Source organism: Amycolatopsis lexingtonensis (assembly GCF_014873755.1).
Taxonomy (GTDB): Bacteria; Actinomycetota; Actinomycetes; order Mycobacteriales; family Pseudonocardiaceae; genus Amycolatopsis; species Amycolatopsis lexingtonensis.
Map to the genome: position 1 here is coordinate 6,469,994 of NZ_JADBEG010000001.1, position 21,007 is coordinate 6,491,000.

A 21,007-nucleotide genomic window follows, 5' to 3' on the forward strand; every position below is an offset into this window, starting at 1 on the left:
GACGCCATGACCACCGTCGAGAAGCACGAGTTCCCGATGACCCGCACGTGCCCGTTCGCGCCGCCGCCGGCGTACGAGGAGATCCGCGAGGAGTCCGCCGTCGAGCGGGTCCGGCTGCCCGACGGCGGCACGGCCTGGGTGGTCACCCGGCTCGAGGACGTCCGCACCGTGCTGAACGACCGGCGCTTCAGCGCCGACCGGCAGCACCCGGACTTCCCGCAGCTGGTCAAGGGCGGGTTCCGGCGCCAGGGCGACGAGCGCACCATGATCACCATGGACGCGCCCGAGCACGGGCCGGCCCGCAAGGCCGTGCTCGGCGAGTTCACCGTGCGCCGGATGGAGGCGCTGCGGCCGCGGATCCAGCAGATCGTCGACGAGCGGATCGACGCGCTGCTGGCCGGGCCGAAGCCGGGCGACCTGGTAGAGGCGCTGTCGCTGCCGGTGCCGTCGCTGGTGATCTGCGAGATGCTCGGCGTCCCCTACGGCGACCACGACTTCTTCCAGACCCACACGGCGAAGCTGATCAAGCGCGCGACACCGGCCGAAGAGCGGCGGGCGGCGTTCGACACCATCCGCGGCTACATGGCCGACCTCATCGCCACGAAGGAGGCGAACCCGCCGGACGACCTGCTCGGGCGGCAGATCGCCAAGCTCCGCGAAGACGGCACGTACCGGCGGGAGCAGCTGGCCGCGACCGGGTTCCTGCTGCTGGTGGCCGGGCACGAGACGACGGCGAACATGATCTCGCTGTCCACCGTGGCGTTCCTGCGCAACCCCGAGCAGCTCGCGCTGATCAAGGCCGACCCGGGCAAGACGCTCGACGCGGTCGAGGAGATGCTGCGCTACTGGACGATCGTCGACGCGGCCACGGCCCGCCTGTGCGTCGAGGACGTCGAGATCGGCGGACAGCTGATCCGGGCGGGCGAAGGCGTGCTGGCGCTGGGTTACTCGGCCAACCGCGACCCGCGGGCGTTCGAAAACGCCGACGAGCTCGACATCGAGCGCGGCGCCCGCCACCACGTCGCGTTCGGCTTCGGGCCGCACCAGTGCCTCGGGCAGAACCTGGCGCGCATGGAGCTGCAGATCGTGTTCGACACGCTGTTCCGCCGCGTGCCTTCGCTGGCGCTGGGCGCCCCGGTGGACGATCTGCCGTTCAAGGACGACGCGAACATCTACGGCCTGTACCGGCTGCCGGTGACCTGGTAGAGATCGAACCTGCCATCCCACCACAGGAAAGAAGGACCATGAAGATCATCGCGGACACCGGCAAGTGCGTCGGCGCCGGCCAGTGCGTGCTGACCGAGCCCGAGCTGTTCGACCAGAGCGAGGACGACGGCACGGTCATCGTGCTGAACGAGACGCCGGAGGGCGAGCTGGTCGAGAAGGCCCGCGAAGCGGTGCACGTCTGCCCCAGCCAGGCCCTCTCCCTGCAGGAGTAGCCCGAAGTCCGTGAATGCCACATTGAGGGACACTTGGTCCCTCAATGTGGCATTCACGGACTACTTGACCGCGCCCATCGACAGGCCGCGGACGAGGTGGTTCTGCGCGATCCAGCCGACGATCATCACCGGCAGCGAAGCCAGCAGCGCCGCGGCGGACAGCTGGGCCCAGTACAGGCCCTCGCTGGTGATGAACCCGACGAGGAACACCGGCACCGTGCCGGCCCGCGCCGCCGTCAGGTTGACCGCGTAGAAGAACTCGGTCCAGGAGAAGATCACGCAGATCAGCGCGGTCGCCGCGATCCCGGGCGCGACCACCGGCATGATGATCTTGCGCAGCAGCGTCGGCAGGTTGGCGCCGTCGATCCGGCCCGCTTCGATCATCTCGTGCGGCACCTCCAGGAAGAACGACCGCATCATCCAGATGGCCAGCGGAAGGTTCATCGACGTGTAGAGGATGACCAGCGCCCACACCGTGTCCAGCAGCTCGGTGTTCTGGGAAATGATGTACAGCGGGATGATCGCCGCCACGATCGGCAGCATCTTCGTCGAGAGGAAGAAGCCGAGCGCGTTCGACGTCTTCTTCACCGGCGCCAGCGAAAGCGCGTACGCCGCCGGGATGCCGAGGACGAGCACCAGCAGCGTCGAGAGCACCGTGACGAACGCCGAGTTCGACAGGTAGGGCAGGAACCCGCCCTTCAGCACGTTGGCGATCTGGTCGAACGTCGGGCTGAAGAACAGCCTGGGCGGGTCGGTGTAGGCGTCGGCCTCCTGCTTGAACGCCGTGAGGATGAGCCACAGCAACGGGAAGACGAAGAGGATCGCGACGACCCACGTGACGGCGGTGAGCGAGCGGGCGCCGGCTTTGCGGCGAGCGAGCGTGGTCACTTGACGCCTCCGTCCACCGAGAACGTGCGGAACATCAAGCGCAGCGCGAAGGTCGCGACGATCATCGTCAGGATCACCACGACCACGCCCATCGCCGACGACTGGCCGACGTCGAAGCCTTCGAACGCGCGCTGGTAGATGTAGTACGGCAGGTTGGTGCTCGCGGTTCCCGGCCCGCCCTGGGTCATCAGGAAGATCGCGTCGAAGCTGTTCACGATGTAGATCGCGCCCAGCAGCGTCGCCAGCTGCAGGAACCGGGACAGGTGCGGCAGGGTGATGGAGACGAACGTCCGCCAGCGGCCGGCACCGTCCACATTGGCCGCTTCGAGGACGTCCTTGGGCTGGCTCTGCAGGCCCGCGAGGATGAGCAGCATCATGAACGGCGTCCACTGCCACACGATCTGCGCCATCACCGACGCCAGCGGGAACTCCGAGAGCCAGTCGACGTCGGTGCCGAAGACGAAGTGCAGCAGCCCGTAGGTCGGGTCGAACATCGTCGTCTTCCACAGCAGCGCGCCGGCCGCCGGCAGGATGAGGAACGGCGTGATCAGCAGCGTCCGGACGACGCCGCGGCCGAAGAACTTCCGGTCGAGCAGGATCGCCAGGCCGAGGCCCAGCAGCAGCGCGACCAGCACGCACACCACCGTCAGCAGCACGGTGTTGAGCAGCGCGACGAGGAACGTCGTGTCGCTGAAGACGTCGATGTAGTTGTCGAGCCCGACGAAGTGCCGCGAACCCGGCCGGACCAGGTTCCACGACTGGAACGAGTAGAACACGGTGAGCAGGAACGGCAGCTGAGTCACCGCGATGACGAAGACGAGCGCGGGCAGCAGCGGCAGCCGTCGCTTGGCCGCGGTGCTCAGGCCGCGTTTCTCCACGGCCTTGGCGCGTGCCTGGGGCTTGGGCGTGTCGACCGAGAGCGTGGACATCACTGCACCGCCTTGTAGGAGTCGCCCACCGTCTGGGCGTAGTCCTGGGACTGCTTCAGTGCGTCGTCGACGGACTCGCGCCCGGCGATCGCCGCCGACAGCTGCTGGCTCACCCGGGTGCCGAGGTCCTGGAACTCGGGGATGCCGACGAACTGGATGCCGGGGTAGGGCACCGGGTTCGCCATGGCCTTCTGCTGGTTCGCGTCCGCGATCCCGGCCAGCGTGGGCTTCGCGTAGGCCGCCGCGGCCTTGGCGTAGTCGGGAATGTCGTAAGTGGACTGCCGCACGCCCGGCGGGACTCGGTTCCAGCCGTAGGTCGCCCCGACCTTCCGCACGTACGCCTTGTCGGTCATCCAGGCCATGAACTTCCAGGCCGCGTCCTTGTCCTTGGTGACCTTCGGGATGCCCAGCGCCCAGGTGTAGAGCCAGCCGCTGGCCTGCGTCCTGACGACCGGCGCCGGCGCGTACCCGGACTTGCCGACGATCTTGCTGCTCGACGGGTCCTCGTTGGTGCCCGCCATGACCGTGGCGTCGTACCACATCGCGGCCTGGCCCTGGGTGTAGCGCGTGCCGCACTCGGAGAACCCGGCGCTGGAGGCGCCGACCTCGCCGTGTTCGCGGATCAGGTTCACGTAGAAGTCCGCGGCCGCCTTGAACTCCGGCGACGTCAGCTTGGCGTTCCAGTCCTTGTCGAAGTACTGGGCACCGAAGGTGTTGGCGACCGTGCTGAACGGCGCGAGGCTCTCGCCCCAGCCCGGCTTGCCGCGCAGGCAGATGCCCGCGACGCCGTTCGCCTTGTCGTCGAGCTTCGCGGCGAACTCGGCGACCTGCTGCCACGTCGGCTTGGCCGGCATGGTGAGCCCGGCCTTGTCGAAGAGGTCCTTGCGGTAGGCCAGGAACGACGATTCGCCGTAGAACGGCACCGCGTACATCTGGTTCTGGTACGACAGCGACTGCTTGATGCTGGGGATGAAGTCGCCTTCGTCGTAGCCCGGGGTGGCCGCCATGTGCGGCTCGAGGTTTTCGAGCCAGCCGTTGGCGGCCCACTGCGGGGCCTCGTAGTTGCTGATCATGACGACGTCGAACTCGCCACCCTCGGTGGCGGTCGACGCGGTGATCTTCGCGCGGGCCTGGTTTTCCGGCAGCGACACGAACTTCAGGGTGATGCCGGTGGCTTTCTCGAACTCCGGGGCGAGGGAGATCGCGTCCTTCATCTGCGGGTTGGACACGATCGCGATGACGAGCGTCGAGCCACCCTGGCCGACCGAGCCGGCGCCCGCGCACCCCGTGGCCACCAGCGACGTCGCGGCGAGGAGGCTGAGCAGCTTACGCACGGCCGCCTCCCGGGAGCACCTGCACCTTGAGGCCCGCGCCGCTGCGCATCTTGGCCAGCGCGTCGGGGTACTGCTCCAGCGGCAGCCGGTCGGTGAGCAGCTCTTCGGTGTCGATGGCACCGCTGCCGACCAGGTCGAGCGCGGCGCCGTAGCTGTTCAGCACGGCCATCGAGCCGACGACGGTGATCTCGTCGTTGTAGATGCGGAACGGCGAGAGCGCGACGCGGGCTTCGGCCGGCGCGACGCCGAAGACGAGCAGCCGGCCACCGCGGCGGGTGGCGTCGAAGGCCGCTTCGATGGCGGGCGCGGCGCCGGTGCAGTCGACGGCGGCGTCGAACTTCTCGTCGTTCAGCTCGGCGGCGTCCGCCGCGGTGGCGACGGCGCCGAGCCGGGCCGCCCGGGGCAGCCGGTCGGCGTTCCGGTCGACGACGGTGACGTGCGCGCCGGCCCGCTGCAGCAACTGCTGCATGATCAGGCCCATCGTGCCGGCGCCGACGACGAGGAAGCGCTCTCCCGCCTCGACCCCGACGCGGCGCACGCCGTGCACCGCGCAGGAGACGGGTTCGACCAGCGCCCCTTGTTCCCAGGTCATCGAGTCGGGCATGCGGTAGCAGTTCGCCGACGGGACGGCGACGTACTCGGCGAAGGCGCCGTCGACCGTGTCGCCGGTGGCGTTCCAGTTGGCGCAGAGGTTGCCGTGGCCGGAGCGGCACGGACCGCAGTAGCCGCAGAACAGGGACGGGTCGACGGCGACGCGGTCGCCGACCTGCCAGCCGCCCGGCACGTCGGAGCCGAGCTCGACGATCTCCCCGGCGAACTCGTGGCCCGGGACGATCGGGTACGGGGTGGGCGGGAAGTGCCCGTCCGCGATGTGCAGATCGGTCCCGCAGATCCCGCAGGCGCCGACCTCGACAACCACCTCGCGTTCCCGCGGCTTCGGATCGGGCACGTCACCCACCCTGATCTCGCCGGGCCGGTCGATGATGGCGGCACGCATGCCTAGCCCCTTTCCTCGCGCTCATATGAGCGGCATTGGCCATTGGCGTCGAGAACATGTGCAGGCATTACAGGTCTGACGTGTGTGATTCGTCAACCTTTCGCCGGTATTTTTGGTTATAGTGCTCATATGAGCACGTCGAAAAAGGCGGCTTCACTGACCGAAGCCATGCTGCTCGCGACCGTCGCCCGGCGCTTCTACGTGCAGGGACGCTCCAAGCTGGAGATCGCCGACGAGTTCGGCGTCAGCCGGTTCAAGGTCGCGCGGATGCTCGACACCGCGATGGAGTCCGGGCTCGTCCGAGTGGAGTTCGCGCTGCCCGCGCCGGTCGACCTCGCGCTGTCCGACGAGGTGCGGTCGGCGTACGGCCTGCAGCGGGCCCTCGTGCTCGAACGCTCAACCGAGCGAGAACCCCGGGAAGTCGTCCGGGCGAAGATCGGGGCGCTGGCCGCCCGGCTGCTGGAGGAGATCGCGACCCCGTCGGACGTCATCGGGCTGTCGTGGGCGCGCTCGGTGAACGCGATGACCGAGGCGATCCGGACGCTGCCGCGCTGCCCGGTCGTCCAGCTGTGCGGGGTGCAGGCGGGGATGGACATGCGCGGGCGCTCGGTGGAGACGGTCAGCCGAGTGACGGCGGTGTCCGGCGGCGACGCCTACCCGATCTTCGGCCCGCTGGTGCTGCCCGACCGCCGCACGACCGAGACGCTGCGACGGCAGCCGGGGATCGCGGAAACGTTCGGGCAGTTCAAGAACCTGACCAAGGCGGTGGTCAGCATCGGCGCGTGGCAGCCGGGCGAGTCGACGGTGTACGACGCGCTGGACGAAGCCGAGCGCGCGGCGATCGCGGCCCGCGGGGCGACCGCGGAGGTGGCGGCGCGACTGTTCGACGCGGCCGGGAACGCGCTGTCGACCGGGCTCGCGCACCACGTGCTGGCGATCAGCCACGAAGAGCTCATGGCGGTGCCGGAGGTGATCGCGCTGGGCTACAGCAAGCCGAAGGCGGCGGCGGTGGACGCGGTGCTGCGTTCGGGCATGGTCTCGACGCTGATCACCGACGCGTCCGCCGCGGTCCCCCTCCTGGCCCTGGCCGCGAAGAACCCGGTCGCGACCACCTGAGGCGTACGGCCGCCGCGGGTTCGTACTCCGCCGGGAGTACGCGCGGCCTCCCGGGCTCCGGGGCGAAACCCGGGTCGCGCCCGATGTGCCGTGGTCGCCGGTTCGGCGAGCCTGAACGGCGTGAAGACTTCTCCCCGCTGGCGCCAGGCCGTCGTCTGGCTGCACGTCGTGTCGTCCGTCGCCTGGATGAGCCAGGCCCTCGCCTTGGTCGTGCTGACCGCCACGGGCGCGCCCGCGATGGCCGAGCGGCTCGACACCGTGCTGCTCGCGCCGATGGCGAACGTCTCCGCGTTCACCGGCCTCCTGCTCGCCGGCGCGACCGCGTGGGGCTACTTCCGGCACTGGTGGGTGCTCACGAAGTTCGTCCTGACACTGGTGCAGCTCTACGCCGGGATCTTCCTGCTCTCCCCCGCGCTGCACGAATCCGCGGACACCGGCGCGGTCGCCTGGCCGCAGATCGCGGGGGCAGCTTCGATGGCGAGCGCGCTGGCGTTCCAGGCGTGGCTCTCGGTCGCGAAGCCGGGCCGCAAGACGCCGTGGTCGCCGGCCGCGAAACCGCCGACCGCGCCGACGTGGGTGTTCGTGGCCGGGGTCGCCGCGCCGGTTTTCGATGTCGTCGCGGGGCTCTTGCTCGGCTACCCGTTGCCTGCGTTGTCCCTGGTCACGCTGATCGTGCTCGGTTTTGAGCGGCGACGACGGCGTCGCCGTGCTCGGCGGCCCACCGCCCGAAGCCCTCGATCGGCTCCAGGAAGCTTGAACCCAACGGCGTGAGCGCGTACGCGCCTTCGCGGCGCTCGAGGAGCCCGTCGGACTCCAGGCGCCGCACGGTTTCCGTGAGCACCTTGGCGCTGATCCCGCCGATCTCGCGCCGCAGGTCGACGTGGCGCCGCGGGCCGTGGCGCAGGGCCCAGAGCACCACCGGGTTCCAGGTGTTGGCGACCAGGTCGAACGCGAGCCGCGTCCGGCAGTCGGCGAGGAAGTCCATGGTTACCGTTCGGTTCCTTCCCGGGTTCCTACCGTCGTAGCTGGTACAGCCAAGCACAAGGAGGACGTATGCGGATCGGGATCTTCGGCACGGGCGGGATGGCGGACGCGCTCGGCACGCAGTGGGCGCGGGCGGGTCACGAGCTTCGAGTGAGCGGCCGGTCCGACCCCGCGGCTTTGGCCGCCCGGCTCGGCGCTTCGCACGGATCTTGGCGCTCGACGGCGGAGTTCGCGGACGTGCTGCTCCTGGCGGTGCCGTCGTCCGCGATCGCCGAGGTCGTCGCGGCGGCGGGACCGCTCGCGGGGAAGGTGCTGGTGGACTGCACCAACGACCCGGCGCTCACCGGCGCGCCGGTGGCGTCGCGGATCGCCACGGACGCCCACGTGGTCAAGGCGTTCAACCTCGCCCACGTCGACGTCTGGCGGCTGCGGCCCCCGGTGTTCGGCGGCCGCCCGTTGTCGGTCCCGCTGTGCGGCGACGACCCGGCGGCGCTGGCCGCGGTGAGCACGCTGGTGCGGGACATCGGCGCGAAGCCGGTCCTCGCGGGCGGCCTGGACCGCGCGGCCCTGCTGGAGGCCACGGCGGCGTTCGTCATCGGGCTGTGGTTCGCGGGCGAAGACGCCCAGGCGATCCTGACCCCGGCGGGCTGAGCGTCAGACGCCGTATTCGATGGCGGTGGCGTCGGGGCTCGCCAGCAGCGCGTACTCCACCATCGATGCGGCCGACGCCGCCGGGGCGAGTGCCATCGCCATCGCCGCGGCGACGAAGATCCCGGCCAGCAAGCGCTTCACGTTCCCCATGGTCCCTCCCAGGCTCGGAGCGTTCCACGCTACCGCCGCAACCGCGCCCGCCGAAGCAGGTTGCGCCGTTCAGCCCACCGCGTCGACGTTCCCCGCGGCCAGGTCCACCGCCCGGGCGGTCAACGGTTCGCCGCCGCGGGGTACCAGCGTCACCTCGCCCGAACCGAGGTCCGTCACCAGCGTGCTCAACGTCATCAGCTCGTCGCCGCCGGTCGCGTCGCGGTGGACGTCGTTCGTCAACGTCGAAACCAGCCACTTCGCGTCCGGGGACGTCGGGGCCAGGTGCGCGCACACCTCCGCCCGGTCCAGGCTCTCCTCCGGCGCGACGTCCAGGTGCGGGGGCAGCTGGCGGAAGTGGTTGGTGTGCCAGGAAAGCCCACTGGCCACAGTGGACACCGCGGTCTCGTGCCCCGCCTTCTCGACCACCGTCACCGCCGGGGAACCGAGGGCGCCCATCGTGTACGCGAAGCCGCCCGCCGAAGCGTGGGAACGCAGCACGGACACCGCTTCGGCCACGGAAGTCGCGCGCTGGGCCGTGCGCGCCAGGAAGTGCCGCCCGGCGCACGGCGAAGGCGCCGCCACGCTCACGCTGTCGATCCCCCACACCAGACCGTGCGTCGTCAGCGTGAACGTGTTCGCGGGCAGGAAACCCGGGTACCACCAGACGCAGACGCCGGGTTCGCCGTCGATCAGCAACGTCAGCAGCCGCCCGATGCCGTCGAAGACCGGGGCGCCGTCCTCGTTGTGGCCGAGCAGCGAAGGCGAACCCGCCCACGCGAGGTCCGTGCAGCCGGTGCCGTCGCCCGCGCCGAGGTCGCCGCGCAGGTTGGCCAGCAGCAGGTCGTCGAACGGGACGCCGGCGCCCTCGGCCAGTGCCGTCAGCTCGGCGTAGGCGTCCGGGTGCTCGACCTGCGACGCCGATTCGACCGCCCGGAACCGCACCGGCGAGCGCCGGGCCCGCGCGGTGACCGGCCACGACGGCAAGCCCGCCAGCACGGTCCGGATGTCGGCGGCGGCGTACGCCCCCAGCTCGCGGAAAGCGCCTTCCCGCGGCCCGCGGACGATCGTCCAGCGCACGTCGCCGATCCGGTGCTCCCGGACTGTCGCCACCATGGGATCACGATGACTGACCAGTCAGGAATCCGCAACGATCAGTGCGCGCCGACCGCCGTCACCCGGATCACCGCGGCCCCCGCCTCGTCCGACGCGGCCAAGTCCACTTCGGCGCTGATGCCCCAGTCGTGGTCGCCCGCGGGGTCGTCGAAGATCTGCCGCACCTTCCAGACGTCCGGCTGCTGGTCGATCATCAGCAGCGCCGGGCCGCGCGCGTCCGGGCCGGTGCCGAGCGAGTCGTACTCCTCGAAGTAGTCCTCGATGGCTTCCTGCCACGCGTCGGCGTCCCAGCCCGAGGCCGCGTCCAGCTCCCCGAGCGGGAACCACGCCCGCCGCGCGAACAGCTCGACCCGGCGGAACAGCTCGTTGCGCACCAGGACGCGGAACGCGCGCTCGTTGCGCGTGACGGCCGGCGGCAGCTCCGGCGGCCGGTGCGACACCGGCCCTTCTTCCGAGGGGTGCCGCAGCGCCTCCCACTCGTCCAGGAGGCTGGAGTCGACCTGCCGGACCAGCTCGCCGAGCCACTCGATGAGGTCCTGCAGCGGTTCGGTCTTCGCCTCGTCCGGCACCGTGTGGCGCAGCGCGTCGTAGACGTCGGCGAGGTAGCGCAGCACCAGGCCTTCGGACCGGGCGAGCTGGTAGAAGCCGATGTACTCGACGAAGTTCATCGCGCGCTCGTACATGTCGCGCACCACGGACTTCGGCGAAAGCTCGTAGTCGTCGACCCACGGGTGACCCTGGCGGTAGCTGTGGAACGCGCCCTGCAGCAGCTCTTCGAGCGGCTTCGGGTAGGTGACGTTCTCGAGCAGCTCCATCCGCTCGTCGTACTCGATGCCCTCGGCCTTCATGGCGTTCACGGCCTCGCCGCGTGCCTTGAACTGCTGCTGCGACAGCACCGGCCGCGGGTTGTCCACCGTGGCTTCCACAGTGGACACGACGTCGAGCGCGTAACTCGGCGACTCGAGGTCGAACAGCTCGATCGCGGCCAGCGCGAACGGCGAAAGCGGCTGGTTGAGCGCGAAGTCGAACTGCAGGTCGACGGTCAGGCGGATGATCCGGCCCTGCTCGTCCGGTTCGGACAGTCGTTCGACGACGCCGGCGGCGAGCAGCGCGCGGTAGATCGCGATGGCGCGCAGAATGAGCTTGCGCTGCGACGCGCGGTCCTCGTGGTTGTCCTCCAGCAGGTGACGCATCGAGTCGAAGGCGTTGCCCGGCCGCGAGATCACGTTGAGCAGCATCGAGTGCGTGACCTTGAAGCTGGACGTCAGCGGCTCGGGGTCGGCCGCGATCAGCCGGTCGAACGTGCTCTCGGTCCAGTTGACGAACCCTTCCGGGGCCTTCTTCCGGACGATCTTCTTTTTCTTCTTCGGGTCGTCGCCCGCCTTCTCGAGCGCCTTGGCGTTCTCGACGACGTGGTCGGGCGCCTGCACGACGACGTAGCCGTCGGTGTCGTAGCCCGCGCGCCCGGCGCGGCCGGCGATCTGGTGGAACTCGCGCGCCTTGAGGTGGCGCTGGCGGACGCCGTCGTACTTGGTCAGCGCCGAGAAGACGACCGTCCGGATCGGCACGTTGATGCCGACGCCGAGGGTGTCGGTCCCGCAGATCACCTTCAGCAGCCCCGACTGGGCCAAGGTCTCGACCAGTCGGCGGTACTTGGGCAGCATGCCGGCGTGGTGGACGCCGATGCCGTGGCGGACCAGCCGCGAGAGCGTCTTGCCGAAGCCGGCGGAGAACCGGAAGTCGCCGATCAGCTCGGCGATGGACTCCTTTTCGGCCTTGGTGGTGACGTTGATGCTCATCAGCGTCTGCGCCCGTTCGATGGCCGCGGCCTGCGAGAAGTGCACGACGTAGACCGGCGCCTGACCGCCGTTGAGCAGCTCCGACATGGTCTCGTGCAACGGCGTCAGCGCGTACCGGAAGGTCAGCGGCACCGGGCGCTGCGCCGACGTGACGACCGCGGTCGGCTTGCCGGTGCGGCGCGTCAGGTCCTTCTCGAAGAAGGACACGTCGCCCAAGGTCGCCGACATCAGGACGAACTGGGCCTTCGGCAGTTCCAGCAGCGGCACCTGCCACGCCCAGCCGCGGTCGGGCTCGGAGTAGAAGTGGAACTCGTCGGCGACGACCTGCCCGACCGGCGCCTCGGCGCCGAACCGCAACGCGATGTTCGCCAGGATTTCGGCCGTGCAGCAGATGATCGGGGCGTCCGGGTTGACGCTGGAGTCACCCGTCATCATCCCGACGTTGTCGGCCCCGAAGATCTCGATGAGCTGGAAGAACTTCTCCGAGACGAGGGCTTTGATGGGCGCGGTGTAGTAGCTGCGGCGGCCCTGGGCGAGCGCGGTGAAGTGCGCGCCGACGGCGACGAGGCTCTTCCCGGAGCCGGTCGGCGTCGAGAGGATGACGTTCGATCCGGAGACGACCTCCATCACCGCCTCCTCCTGCGCCGGGTACAGCTCGATGCCCCGGTCGGCCGTCCAGGTCGTGAACGCTTCGAAGAGGGCGTCGGGGTCGGGATCCGCAGGCAGGAGGTCTGTGAGAGTCATCAGGCGTCCATCGTGCCATCCGCTCGTCGCAAAGTCGGCAGGGGCGATCGCATCGCGCGTGGTAAACCCGTAGGCTTCGCGTTACCGCGCATCGACCGGGAGATACGGTGTCGCGCGCACACGGGCGGTACTCCGGAGGGCTTAGGAATGGCACAGGACATCATCCCGATCGAACTCGGGCTGCCGCAGGGCGACGTCGTCACCCTGTGGGCCCCGCGCTGGCGGGAAGACGGCGAGGAGTGGGAAGCGTTCCTCGGCGACGAGGACGACCTGTACGCCTTCCCGGACGCCGCACACCTGGCCGCCTTCGTCCGCACGTCGGAGCGGCACGACCTGATCGACCACCCGGCGTGGGACGCGGTGCCGTCGCTGAACGTGCCCGAGCTGATCCCGGACGAGGACCACACGTACGACCTCGTCGGCGTGCCCGAGCTCGTCGCCGAGGAGCCGGACGTCTGGCACATCGCCGAGCTGGCCGAGATCGTCGGCATCGTGCGCTCGCTCGCCGACGTCTGCGACCTCGAAGAGGTCCACGAGATCCTCGACTCGACCGAAGGCTTCTCGCTGCTCGACCAGGGCACCCTCCCGTTCACCGGGAGCGTCGGCGTCCAGGTCTGGAACGACCTGTCCGAGACGGTGTCGACGAAGTGGGACACCGTCCTGGACGCGATCGACGGCCTGGTGACGGTGCCGGACGTCGACGAGAAGGTCCTCGAGCAGACCGCCGAGGAGCTGGCGGCGTTCCACGAGGAGTCCGCCGAGGCCGAGGCCGGCGCGGAGGGTGAAGAGGACCTCGAGGCGATCTCCTCGGACGACGACGAGGACGACGAAGACGAGGAAGAGGGCCCGGTCGGCTTCTGGGCCGAGGTCGGCATCGACCCGATCAAGATCATCACGTCCGGCGCGGAGTACTACACGCTGCGCTGCTACCTCGACGACACCCCGGTGTTCCTCGGCAGCGAGGGCGAGATCGACGTGTTCACGTCGGAGAAGGCGCTGGCGCGGGCCCTGGCCGACGGCAAGGACCTGGCCGAGACCGACCTCGCCGACGTGTCCACGTGGGACGAGGTGCTGGCGAAGGCCACCGCGGGCGAGCTCGAGATCGAGGTCGACGCGGAGAACACGTACGTGCTGACCGGCCTCGACGCGGACATCGCGGAGGGCCCGGAGGCGATCGACCCGACGCAGCTGGAGCTGGCGGTCGAGCTGATCACGGACGCGGCCGACTGGGCGGGCGACGAGAGCGTCGAAACGGCGCTGGCGTCGAACGAAAGCCTGGGCTGGCTGGTGTCGTTCGTGCTCCGCCCGGACCCGACGCGCCTCGAGCCGAGCGCGCCGTTCGACGCCGAGCAGAGCGCTTGGCGGAAGCTGGTGGAGACGTTCGAGAACCGCCTGACGGTGGCTTGAGTTTTTCGGAGGCCGCTGCCCCGCTGGTCGGGACAGCGGCCTTCGTCGTGTCCGGGGTCGCGGTGGTTCGCTCTCGATCGCCGTGGCTTCGGAGTCGCGAATGAGTCATTGGGGGCCTGGGAAGTCCCGAATGAGTCATTCGCGGCACCACAGCGGCAGCCAGCACCACCCGACCCACCGGCGACACCGGCCCGAAAACGTCATGAACGGGTCGTTCACCGCACCCGACGTCAGGGCTCCGGCAAAGTCGCGTCGGTGCAGCCCGCAGCGGTGTGCCAGCGTCTTGAATGACTCATTCAGGACCTCCGAAGACCTGAATGAGTCATTCAAGACGTCGGGCGAGCGGGTCACCGGCGGCAGAGCGGCCCAGCCGCGTGACTTTGCCGGGACCCCGGCCGTGATGTCGTGAACGAGTCGTTCAGGTCGTCTGGTGAGGTGAACGACCTGTTCATGACGTGCGGGCAGCCGGATCGGCCGTGCTGAGCCGACTTTGCCGGGGCCCTGGGGTCGCCGCCCAGGCGTACGCAACAGTCCACAGGCCCGGCCGGTTGTGGACAACCGGGCCGCCGGGGGCCGACGGCGGCCGGTTTCCGTCAGTGGCCGCCGATACGCTGGAGACGGGGGGCGCCCCCGCGGCCAGGTGCTCAGTCCCGCTCGTGCTCCGCGCGGACCGGGACCACCGCCACCGCCAGTGCCGGGAAGATCGCCGCCACGCAGAACGCCAGTGCGTAGCGGCTGTCGCCGATCACCAGGCCCAGCAGCGGCGGGGTCAGCGAGGCCGCGATGTTCTGGCCGGTGTTCTGCGTGCCCATCGCGCGGCCCGACCAGGCCAGGCCCGCCAGCTCCGCCGACGCCGTGAAGCCGAGGCCGTTGTCGGCCACCGTGATGATCCCCGCCAGCGCCAGTGCCAGCAGCACCAGCCATAGCCACGACACGTCCCCCAGCGCCACCAGCAGCATCACGAAGCAGCTCAGCACGGCCAGCTGCCGCATCGGGCGCAGGCGGCTGCCGACGCGGTCGGACCACCAGCCCGAGCCGAGGCGGCCCAGCGCGCCCAGCACCTGGACCACCGCCAGGTACCAGCCCGCCGACAGCGCGCTCCAGTGCTGCACCGACACCAGGTACACCGGCGCGAACGCCGACACCGCGAACTGCGGCACCACCAGCAGCGCGCTCGCCCCGTGCACCCGCCACAGCGCCGCGTGCCGGTACGGCGACGGCGGCTTCTCGCCCGACGGCGCCTGCGGCGGCCGGGGCGGGTCCGTCACCAGCCACGCCACCAGCAGCGCGACGGCGATCGCCAGCCCGGCCGGCAGCAGCACGGCCGCGCGGAACCCGAAGTGCGCGGCCAGCGGCGGCAGCCCCAGCGCCGCGACGCCGACGCCGAGCGGCTGGGCCGTCTGCCGGATCCCCATCGCGACGCCGCGCTCGGACTTCGCGAACCAGCCCATCACCACGCGGCCGCTCGCCGCGTTCACCGAAGCCGTGCACGCACCGGCCGCCAGGAACACCCCAAAGAGGAGCCCGACCGAGTGATCACCGACTCCGGCGTACACCAGGAGTAACCCCGAGGCCCCCAGTCCGAGGGCCATGATCAGGCGCTCTCCGTAACGGTCCGCAGCCGCGCCCCACACGATCAGGGTGAACAACAGCCCGATGCTCGGCGCCGCGACGACCGTGCCGGCCTCGGCCAGCGTCAGCCCCTCCCCGGCCCGCATGGCCGGGACCAGGAACGGGAGCCCGTACAGGAACGAGCAGCTCGCGGTCTGCGCGGCGAGGCCGAGCGCGAGGATGAGCCACCGCCGTGAACTCGCCTGCACCCGCTCCACCGAGCCGTCCGCGACCTGCGCCATCGTCGTCACCGTCTCAAATATTGAGAAACAATTCCTACATGGTGAACGATAGTTGGCATGGCTAAGGACCGCAACCACCGTTCGGTGGCCGCGGTCCCCGTGCCGGCCGGCTCAGGCCAGTGCGGCGTACCCGGGCTTGATCACGTCGTCGATCAGCGCGATCCGCGCGTCGAAATCGAGGAACGCGGATTTCATCGCGTTGATGGTGAACCAGCGGAAGTCGTCCAGGCCATAGCCGAAGGTCTCGTGCAGCGCGGCGAATTCGCTGGTCATCGTGCATCCGCTCATCAGGCGGTTGTCCGTGTTCACCGTCACGCGGAAGTGCAGCTTGGCGAGCAGGCCGATCGGGTGCTCGGCGATCGAGCGGACCGTGCCTGTTTGGACGTTCGACGTCGGGCAGATCTCCAGGGGGATGCGGCGGTCGCGGACATACGCGGCCAACCGTCCAAGGTGGACCGTGCCGTCCGCGTCGGTCTTGATGTCCTCGATGATGCGCACGCCGTGCCCGAGCCGCTCGGCGCCGCAGTGCTGAATCGCCTCCCAAATGGACGGCAAACCGAAGGCTTCGCCGGCGTGAATGGTGAAATGCGCATTGTTCTGCCGCAGGTATTCGAACGCGTCGAGATTGCGGGTCGGCGGAAATCCGTCCTCCGGGCCCGCGATGTCGAACCCGGCGACGCCGGCGTCGCGGTACCGGACGGCGAGGTCGGCGATCTCGAGGGCGCGGGCGTGCTGCCGCATCGCGCAGAGCAACGTCCCGACGCGGATGCTGCCGCCGTTCGCGGCCACGCGGCGAGTGCCCTCCGTGAACCCCGCTTGGACGGCCTCGACCACCGCATCGAGTGACAGACCGCGTTCGACGAACAACTCCGGTGCGTAGCGCACCTCGGCGTAGACGACGCCGTCGGCGGCCAGGTCCTCCACCGCTTCCGCGGCGACCCTGACCAGCGCATCCTCGGTCTGCATCACCCCGCAGGTGTGCGCGAAGGTCTCGAGGTAGGACACGAGCGAGCCGGAATCGGCCGCCCGGCGGAACCAACCGCCCAGCTCGGCCGGATCACTGGTGGGCAGTCCGCCGTAGCCGGTCTCCTCGGCGAGTTCGGCGACGGTCGCCGGCCGGAGGCCGCCGTCGAGGTGGTCGTGCAGCAGCACCTTGGGCGCGCGGCGGAGCGTCTCGCCGGTCAGAACAGGGCTTTCGTCAGGCATCCCCCAACGGTAACCTCGCTGTCATTCCCCTACATGGCCGTAAGTCTCAGCCTCGGGCTAACCCTGAGCGTCGAGGATCAAGGAACGAATCGGCCATCCGGGGGCAGCCTCCGCAATAGGCTCTTCACGGGGGCCATACAGACAGCAATTTTTGCAATCGATAAGCTTCGTGGCACGTCCCTCCATTTCCCCGCCGACGAAGGACACACAGCAGTGACCACTGACAACCACATTGCCGCCCCGTCCTTCGACCGGATGCGCAACATGCTGGTGCGCGCGGCCGAAGTGCGTGAGAGCGAGCAGCAGCAGATCTTCGACGCGCTCGACGACATCTACGCCCGCCTCGCGCCGGTGGACTCGCTGGGCGCGGTCCGCAAGCGGCTGTCCGAGCTCCCCGACCGCACCGAGGTCGGCGTGCTGGCCGAGCGCCTCGACGAGGCGATGTCCCGCCTCGAGGCCCAGGACAACGCCATCGCGGCGCTGACCCGGGCGATCGAGAGCCTCCCGGACAAGCTCGCCAAGCCCTTCGCGCAGCTGGACGGCCGCCTCGACGGCGTCGCCGCGCGCTTCGAGGGTGTCGCCGGGCGGATGGACGGGCTCGAGGACAAGCTCCAGAACATCCACCGCCGGCTCGACGAGCTGGGCGGGCACCTGGACAAGCAGGACGCCAAGCTCGAGTCGATCCCGCAGTCGGTGACCGGCCCGGTCCGCGAGCGGATCGAGCAGGCCGAGCACACGCTGCGCGAGCGCGTCGACAGCACCGACCACGAACTGCGGGGCAAGGTCGACGAGCTCAGCCGTGTCACGCAGGAGCGCGTCGGCGAGCTGGGCCGCACCACGCACGAGCGGATCGATGCGAACACCGAGGCGCTCAAGGTGGCGCTGACCGAGACCGGCGAGATGATCGACGCCTCGGACCGCCTGGAGAACCTGGGCAACCGCCTCGAAACGGTCACCACCCGCCTCGACGAGCTGGCCGGCCGCCTCGACAAGGTGGAGGACGGCTTCCTCTCCGGCATCGGCGACCTCGACGGCGCGCTCAAGGCCGGGCTGTCCAAGGTCGAGGGCACGCTGTCGAAGCAGCCGGACACCGACTCGGTGGACTCGCTGGTGCGCAAGAGCAACGACGAGAGCGTCCGCCGCATCGGCGGCCAGCTCGACGAGGCGATGGCGACGTTCGCGGAGCTGATGCTCGGCGGCGGCCCGGCCGTCCAGCAGATCGCCCCGCCCCCGCCGGCCCCGCGCCAGCCGCGCCGCAGCTCCCGCAACGGCCGCGCCCCGAAGCCGGCCGACGCCAAGGCCAAGACGGGCGAAGGCGCCGAAGAGCCCACGGAATAACCCAGCCCCACAAAGAGGCCCCCGCCGGGATCCGGCGGGGGCCTCTTCACGTTCCGGCGTTGTAGGGCGGAGCTTTCGTAGGGAAAGATGCGCGGGGGTCACTCGGGTGGGTGATCATCTCGGCGATGATCATCACACCGTGCCGCGGATCGTCTCCCGGACGATCGGGCCCGGAGCGGGCGCTGACGAAGCGACCGTGAAGCCGCCCTCGAGCGCGGCCAACGCGGCCGGGACCGCGTCCGGGGTGTCCGTGTGCAGCTCCAGCAACGGCTCACCCTCCGTCACCGACTCCCCGGGCTTGGCGAGACACAGCACGCCCGCCGCGGCCTGGACCGGGTCCTCCTTGCGGGCCCGGCCCGCGCCCAGCCGCCACGCCGCGACGCCCACCGCGTACGCGTCCAGCGAAGCCAGCACGCCCGAAGCCGGCGCGACGACCGTGTGGACGTGCGACGGCGTCGGCAGCGGCGCCGATGGGTCACCGCCCTGGGCAGCGATCATCCGGCACCAGACCTCGTAAGCCTCCCCCGAAGCCAGCACCGCGGCCGGGTCCGTCGAGATCCCCGCCAGCGCCAGCATCTCGCGCGCCAGCGCCACCGTCAGCGAAACCACGTCCGACGGGCCACCGCCCTGCAACACGTCGACCGACTCCGCGACCTCCACCGCGTTGCCGACCGCCCGTCCCAAAGGGACGTTCATGTCGGTCAGCAACGCCGTCGTCGGGACGCCGTGGTCGACGCCGATCGAGGTCAGCGTCGAGGCCAGCTCCCGGGCCTGCTCGAGCGTCTTCATGAACGCGCCCGACCCGAACTTCACGTCCAGGACCAGCCCGGACGCGCCTTCCGCGATCTTCTTGCTCATGATCGAGCTGGCGATCAGCGGGATCGACTCCACGGTCGAGGTGACGTCCCGCAGCGCGTACAGCTTCTTGTCCGCCGGCGCGAGCCCGGACGTCGCCGCGCAGACCACCGCGCCGACGTCTTCGAGCTGCCGGGTGATCTCCGCGGTGGTCAGCGAAGCCCGCCAGCCGGGGATCGACTCCAGCTTGTCGAGCGTGCCGCCGGTGTGCCCGAGCCCGCGCCCGGACAGCTGCGGCACCGCCGCCCCGCACGCGGCCACCAGCGGCGCCAGCGGGAGCGTGATCTTGTCGCCGACCCCGCCCGTCGAGTGCTTGTCGACGGTCGGCCGGGACACGTTCAAAGAGAGCCGCTCACCCGACGAGATCATCGCGCCGGTCCACCGCGAGATCTCGCCGGAGTCCATGCCCCGCAAGAAGATCGCCATGGCCAGCGCCGACATCTGCTCTTCGGCGACGTCCCCGCGCGTGTACGCGTCGACGACCCAGTCGATCTGCTCGTCCGAAAGCCGGCCGCCGTCCCGCTTGGTGCGGATGACGTCGACCGCGGCGAAGGCGGTCACGGCAGGTCGTCCGGACCGAACGCGTCCGGCAGGACGGCCGACATCGGCAGGATCCCGCTGGGTGTGTCCACCAGGCACGCGGATCCGCCCAGCTCGAAGAGGATCTGCCGGCAGCGCCCGCACGGCATCAGCAGGTCACCCGCGCCGCTGCGGCACGCGACCGCGACGAGCCGCCCGCCGCCGGACAGCCGCAGCTGCCCGGCCATCGTGCACTCGGCGCACAGCCCGAGCCCGTAGGACGCGTTCTCGACGTTGCACCCGGTGACCACGCGGCCGTCGTCGACGATCCCCGCGACCCCCACGTGCAGGCCCGAATAAGGCGCGTACGCATGGGAAGCGGCTTCGATCGCCTGAGCACGCAGCGCGTCCCAGTCCACAGTGGACACAGTGGTCATCAGTCCTCACCCCGCCGGTACGGCTGGCCGTCGGCCTTCGGCGGCCGCAGCCGCTGCGAAGCCACCGCCAGCACGATCAGCGTCACGAAGTGCGCGGTGTACGGGATCAGGTCCGACGGCAGCGTGTCGTTGGCCCAGTAGATCGCGTACAGCACGCCGGCGCCGACGACGCCGAGCCCGGCCGCGATCCACTGCCGCCGGAACAGCTGCACGACGACGATCACGCCGACCAGGATGACCGCGCCGTACAGCAGCGCGAGCACCGCTTCGCCGCCGCCGGAAAGCTGCAGGCCGTCCGCGTAGCCGAACAGCGCCGCGCCGCCGAGCAGGCCGCCCGGCCGCCAGTTGCCGAAGATCATCGCCGCGAGGCCGATGTACCCGCGGCCGTTCGTCTGGTTCTCCAGGTAGTCCGCGCCGCCGCGCAGCAGCACCAGCGACGCGCCGCCCATCCCGGCGAAGGCACCGGAGATCAGCATCGCGATGTACTTGTGCCGGTAGACGTTGACGCCCAGGGACTCCGCGGCCACCGGGTTCTCGCCGCACGAGCGCAGCCGCAGGCCGAAGCGGGTCTTCCAGAGCACCCAGAAGCTGACCGGGACCAGGATGATCGCGATCATCGTCAGCGGCGCCACCTCGGTGACCAGGCCGCGCAGGATGCCGGCGACGTCGGAGATGCCGACGCGCTGCTCCTTCTCCAGGTCGCCGAGCCAGTCGGAGAGGAACGTCGCCGAGTAGGTGTCGAACTTCGGCACCACCGGCGACTGCCGCGGGTTGCCCGACAGTGGCTCGAAGATCAGGTTCGCCAGGTACTTCGTCACGCCGAGGCCGAGCAGGTTGATCGCGACGCCGGAGACGATGTGGTTGACGTTGAACGTCACCGTCGCCACCGCGTGCAGCAGGCCGCCGAGCGCGCCGAAGACGAGCGCGGCCAGCAGCCCGGCCCACACCCCGCCGTAGTACGCGCCCCAGGCGGCGCCCCACGTCCCGAGGATCATCATGCCCTCGAGGCCGATGTTGACCACGCCCGCGCGTTCGGCCCAGAGCCCGCCGAGCGCGCAGAGCAGGATCGGCAGGGCCAGGCGCAACGCCGTCTGCGCGGTGTTCGACGACGTCAGCGCCGCGACACCGGTGGAGTACGACGCCGTCGAGAGGACGGCGATGGCGATGACCGCCCAGATGACCCCGCGCAGCCAGCCCGGGATCCGGGACCGCTTGCGGCGCACCGGCATCGTGCCGGGGCTGCCCGCG

Annotated in this window: 20 protein-coding genes; 7 read left to right on the plus strand and 13 right to left on the minus strand. The window is 70.2% G+C overall.

Annotation, left to right across the window (positions count from 1 at the left end; all coding sequences use genetic code 11):
* Window positions 1–6: 6 nt before the first annotated feature.
* Complete coding sequence (locus H4696_RS29295; RefSeq protein WP_086858279.1) at window positions 7–1,206, plus strand: cytochrome P450; 1,200 nt, start codon at window positions 7–9, stop codon at window positions 1,204–1,206.
* A 38-nt stretch (window positions 1,207–1,244) separates the two neighbouring features.
* The gene (locus H4696_RS29300; protein ID WP_086858280.1) at window positions 1,245–1,439 is read left to right on the plus strand and encodes a ferredoxin; all 195 of its coding nucleotides are present in this window, start codon (window positions 1,245–1,247) and stop codon (window positions 1,437–1,439) included.
* Between the two features lie 60 nt (window positions 1,440–1,499).
* Here H4696_RS29300 and H4696_RS29305 read toward each other — a convergent pair whose 3' ends face one another.
* The 4 genes from H4696_RS29305 to H4696_RS29320 are packed head-to-tail and all read right to left on the minus strand — an operon-like array spanning window position 1,500 to window position 5,587.
* On the minus strand, window positions 1,500–2,327 hold the full coding sequence (locus H4696_RS29305) for a carbohydrate ABC transporter permease (protein ID WP_086858281.1): 828 nt from the start codon (window positions 2,325–2,327) through the stop codon (window positions 1,500–1,502).
* Window positions 2,324–3,256, minus strand: a complete 933-nt coding sequence (locus H4696_RS29310; protein WP_086858282.1) for a carbohydrate ABC transporter permease — start codon at window positions 3,254–3,256, stop codon at window positions 2,324–2,326. The genes H4696_RS29305 and H4696_RS29310 overlap by 4 nt, the downstream gene beginning before the upstream one ends.
* Window positions 3,256–4,590, minus strand: a complete 1,335-nt coding sequence (locus tag H4696_RS29315; protein WP_086858283.1) for an ABC transporter substrate-binding protein — start codon at window positions 4,588–4,590, stop codon at window positions 3,256–3,258. The genes H4696_RS29310 and H4696_RS29315 overlap by 1 nt, the downstream gene beginning before the upstream one ends.
* Entirely contained in the window at window positions 4,583–5,587 is a 1,005-nt protein-coding gene (locus H4696_RS29320) for a zinc-dependent alcohol dehydrogenase family protein (RefSeq protein ID WP_086858284.1), read from the minus strand. The genes H4696_RS29315 and H4696_RS29320 overlap by 8 nt, the downstream gene beginning before the upstream one ends.
* 129 nt (window positions 5,588–5,716) lie before the next feature.
* Here H4696_RS29320 and H4696_RS29325 point away from each other — a divergent pair, with 129 nt between their 5' ends.
* Both H4696_RS29325 and H4696_RS29330 read left to right on the plus strand, forming a co-directional pair.
* The gene (locus H4696_RS29325) at window positions 5,717–6,703 is read left to right on the plus strand and encodes a sugar-binding transcriptional regulator (protein ID WP_086858285.1); all 987 of its coding nucleotides are present in this window, start codon (window positions 5,717–5,719) and stop codon (window positions 6,701–6,703) included.
* A gap of 120 nt (window positions 6,704–6,823) precedes the next feature.
* Complete coding sequence (locus tag H4696_RS29330; protein ID WP_249026928.1) at window positions 6,824–7,474, plus strand: hypothetical protein; 651 nt, start codon at window positions 6,824–6,826, stop codon at window positions 7,472–7,474.
* Here the strand turns inward: H4696_RS29330 and H4696_RS29335 are convergent.
* Window positions 7,365–7,688 carry a winged helix-turn-helix transcriptional regulator gene (locus H4696_RS29335; RefSeq protein WP_086858286.1) on the minus strand — a complete coding sequence of 108 codons (324 nt, stop codon included), beginning with the start codon at window positions 7,686–7,688 and terminating at the stop codon, window positions 7,365–7,367. The genes H4696_RS29330 and H4696_RS29335 overlap by 110 nt on opposite strands.
* A 68-nt stretch (window positions 7,689–7,756) precedes the next feature.
* Here H4696_RS29335 and H4696_RS29340 point away from each other — a divergent pair, with 68 nt between their 5' ends.
* On the plus strand, window positions 7,757–8,338 hold the full coding sequence (locus H4696_RS29340) for an NAD(P)-binding domain-containing protein (protein WP_086858287.1): 582 nt from the start codon (window positions 7,757–7,759) through the stop codon (window positions 8,336–8,338).
* Between the two features lie 3 nt (window positions 8,339–8,341).
* Here H4696_RS29340 and H4696_RS29345 read toward each other — a convergent pair whose 3' ends face one another.
* The 3 genes from H4696_RS29345 to H4696_RS29355 form a co-directional block, all read right to left on the minus strand.
* Window positions 8,342–8,488, minus strand: a complete 147-nt coding sequence (locus H4696_RS29345) for a hypothetical protein (protein WP_169734916.1) — start codon at window positions 8,486–8,488, stop codon at window positions 8,342–8,344.
* Between the two features lie 69 nt (window positions 8,489–8,557).
* On the minus strand, window positions 8,558–9,601 hold the full coding sequence (locus H4696_RS29350; RefSeq protein ID WP_086858288.1) for a C45 family autoproteolytic acyltransferase/hydrolase: 1,044 nt from the start codon (window positions 9,599–9,601) through the stop codon (window positions 8,558–8,560).
* A gap of 38 nt (window positions 9,602–9,639) precedes the next feature.
* Complete coding sequence (locus H4696_RS29355) at window positions 9,640–12,144, minus strand: DEAD/DEAH box helicase (protein WP_192782602.1); 2,505 nt, start codon at window positions 12,142–12,144, stop codon at window positions 9,640–9,642.
* Between the two features lie 147 nt (window positions 12,145–12,291).
* On the opposite strand from H4696_RS29355, the gene H4696_RS29360 reads away from it, so the two are divergent.
* Window positions 12,292–13,551, plus strand: coding sequence for a primosomal protein (locus H4696_RS29360; protein WP_086865651.1), 1,260 nt, complete (start codon window positions 12,292–12,294; stop codon window positions 13,549–13,551).
* 644 nt (window positions 13,552–14,195) lie between these two features.
* Here the strand turns inward: H4696_RS29360 and H4696_RS29365 are convergent.
* Both H4696_RS29365 and H4696_RS29370 read right to left on the minus strand, forming a co-directional pair.
* The gene (locus H4696_RS29365) at window positions 14,196–15,404 is read right to left on the minus strand and encodes an MFS transporter (protein WP_086861793.1); all 1,209 of its coding nucleotides are present in this window, start codon (window positions 15,402–15,404) and stop codon (window positions 14,196–14,198) included.
* Window positions 15,405–15,515: 111 nt separating this feature from the next.
* Entirely contained in the window at window positions 15,516–16,610 is a 1,095-nt protein-coding gene (locus tag H4696_RS29370) for an adenosine deaminase (RefSeq protein ID WP_086861792.1), read from the minus strand.
* 213 nt (window positions 16,611–16,823) lie between these two features.
* On the opposite strand from H4696_RS29370, the gene H4696_RS29375 reads away from it, so the two are divergent.
* Window positions 16,824–17,948 (plus strand): coiled-coil domain-containing protein, encoded by a 1,125-nt coding sequence (locus H4696_RS29375; RefSeq protein ID WP_086861791.1) that lies wholly within the window; start codon window positions 16,824–16,826, stop codon window positions 17,946–17,948.
* A 132-nt stretch (window positions 17,949–18,080) separates the two neighbouring features.
* Here H4696_RS29375 and H4696_RS29380 read toward each other — a convergent pair whose 3' ends face one another.
* From H4696_RS29380 to H4696_RS29390, 3 genes are read right to left on the minus strand one after another with little or no spacing between them, the layout of a single operon-like run.
* Window positions 18,081–19,364 (minus strand): thymidine phosphorylase, encoded by a 1,284-nt coding sequence (locus H4696_RS29380; RefSeq protein ID WP_086861790.1) that lies wholly within the window; start codon window positions 19,362–19,364, stop codon window positions 18,081–18,083.
* Window positions 19,361–19,759, minus strand: coding sequence for a cytidine deaminase (locus tag H4696_RS29385; RefSeq protein WP_086861789.1), 399 nt, complete (start codon window positions 19,757–19,759; stop codon window positions 19,361–19,363). Before H4696_RS29385 ends, H4696_RS29380 begins: the two co-directional genes overlap by 4 nt.
* Window positions 19,759–20,988, minus strand: coding sequence for an ABC transporter permease (locus H4696_RS29390; RefSeq protein WP_420831571.1), 1,230 nt, complete (start codon window positions 20,986–20,988; stop codon window positions 19,759–19,761). Before H4696_RS29390 ends, H4696_RS29385 begins: the two co-directional genes overlap by 1 nt.
* Between the last annotated feature and the right edge of the window lie 19 nt (window positions 20,989–21,007).

Coding starts and splice junctions, on each gene's coding strand:
- H4696_RS29335 (WP_086858286.1), bottom strand. CDS start 7,688: ATGGACTTCCTCGCCGACTGCCGGACGCGGCTCGCGTTCGACCTGGTC.
- H4696_RS29390 (WP_420831571.1), bottom strand. CDS start 20,988: ATGCCGGTGCGCCGCAAGCGGTCCCGGATCCCGGGCTGGCTGCGCGGG.
- H4696_RS29325 (WP_086858285.1), top strand. CDS start 5,717: ATGAGCACGTCGAAAAAGGCGGCTTCACTGACCGAAGCCATGCTGCTC.
- H4696_RS29355 (WP_192782602.1), bottom strand. CDS start 12,144: ATGACTCTCACAGACCTCCTGCCTGCGGATCCCGACCCCGACGCCCTC.
- H4696_RS29360 (WP_086865651.1), top strand. CDS start 12,292: ATGGCACAGGACATCATCCCGATCGAACTCGGGCTGCCGCAGGGCGAC.
- H4696_RS29310 (WP_086858282.1), bottom strand. CDS start 3,256: ATGTCCACGCTCTCGGTCGACACGCCCAAGCCCCAGGCACGCGCCAAG.
- H4696_RS29345 (WP_169734916.1), bottom strand. CDS start 8,488: ATGGGGAACGTGAAGCGCTTGCTGGCCGGGATCTTCGTCGCCGCGGCG.
- H4696_RS29350 (WP_086858288.1), bottom strand. CDS start 9,601: ATGGTGGCGACAGTCCGGGAGCACCGGATCGGCGACGTGCGCTGGACG.
- H4696_RS29340 (WP_086858287.1), top strand. CDS start 7,757: ATGCGGATCGGGATCTTCGGCACGGGCGGGATGGCGGACGCGCTCGGC.
- H4696_RS29320 (WP_086858284.1), bottom strand. CDS start 5,587: ATGCGTGCCGCCATCATCGACCGGCCCGGCGAGATCAGGGTGGGTGAC.
- H4696_RS29385 (WP_086861789.1), bottom strand. CDS start 19,759: ATGACCACTGTGTCCACTGTGGACTGGGACGCGCTGCGTGCTCAGGCG.
- H4696_RS29370 (WP_086861792.1), bottom strand. CDS start 16,610: ATGCCTGACGAAAGCCCTGTTCTGACCGGCGAGACGCTCCGCCGCGCG.
- H4696_RS29295 (WP_086858279.1), top strand. CDS start 7: ATGACCACCGTCGAGAAGCACGAGTTCCCGATGACCCGCACGTGCCCG.
- H4696_RS29365 (WP_086861793.1), bottom strand. CDS start 15,404: ATGGCGCAGGTCGCGGACGGCTCGGTGGAGCGGGTGCAGGCGAGTTCA.
- H4696_RS29300 (WP_086858280.1), top strand. CDS start 1,245: ATGAAGATCATCGCGGACACCGGCAAGTGCGTCGGCGCCGGCCAGTGC.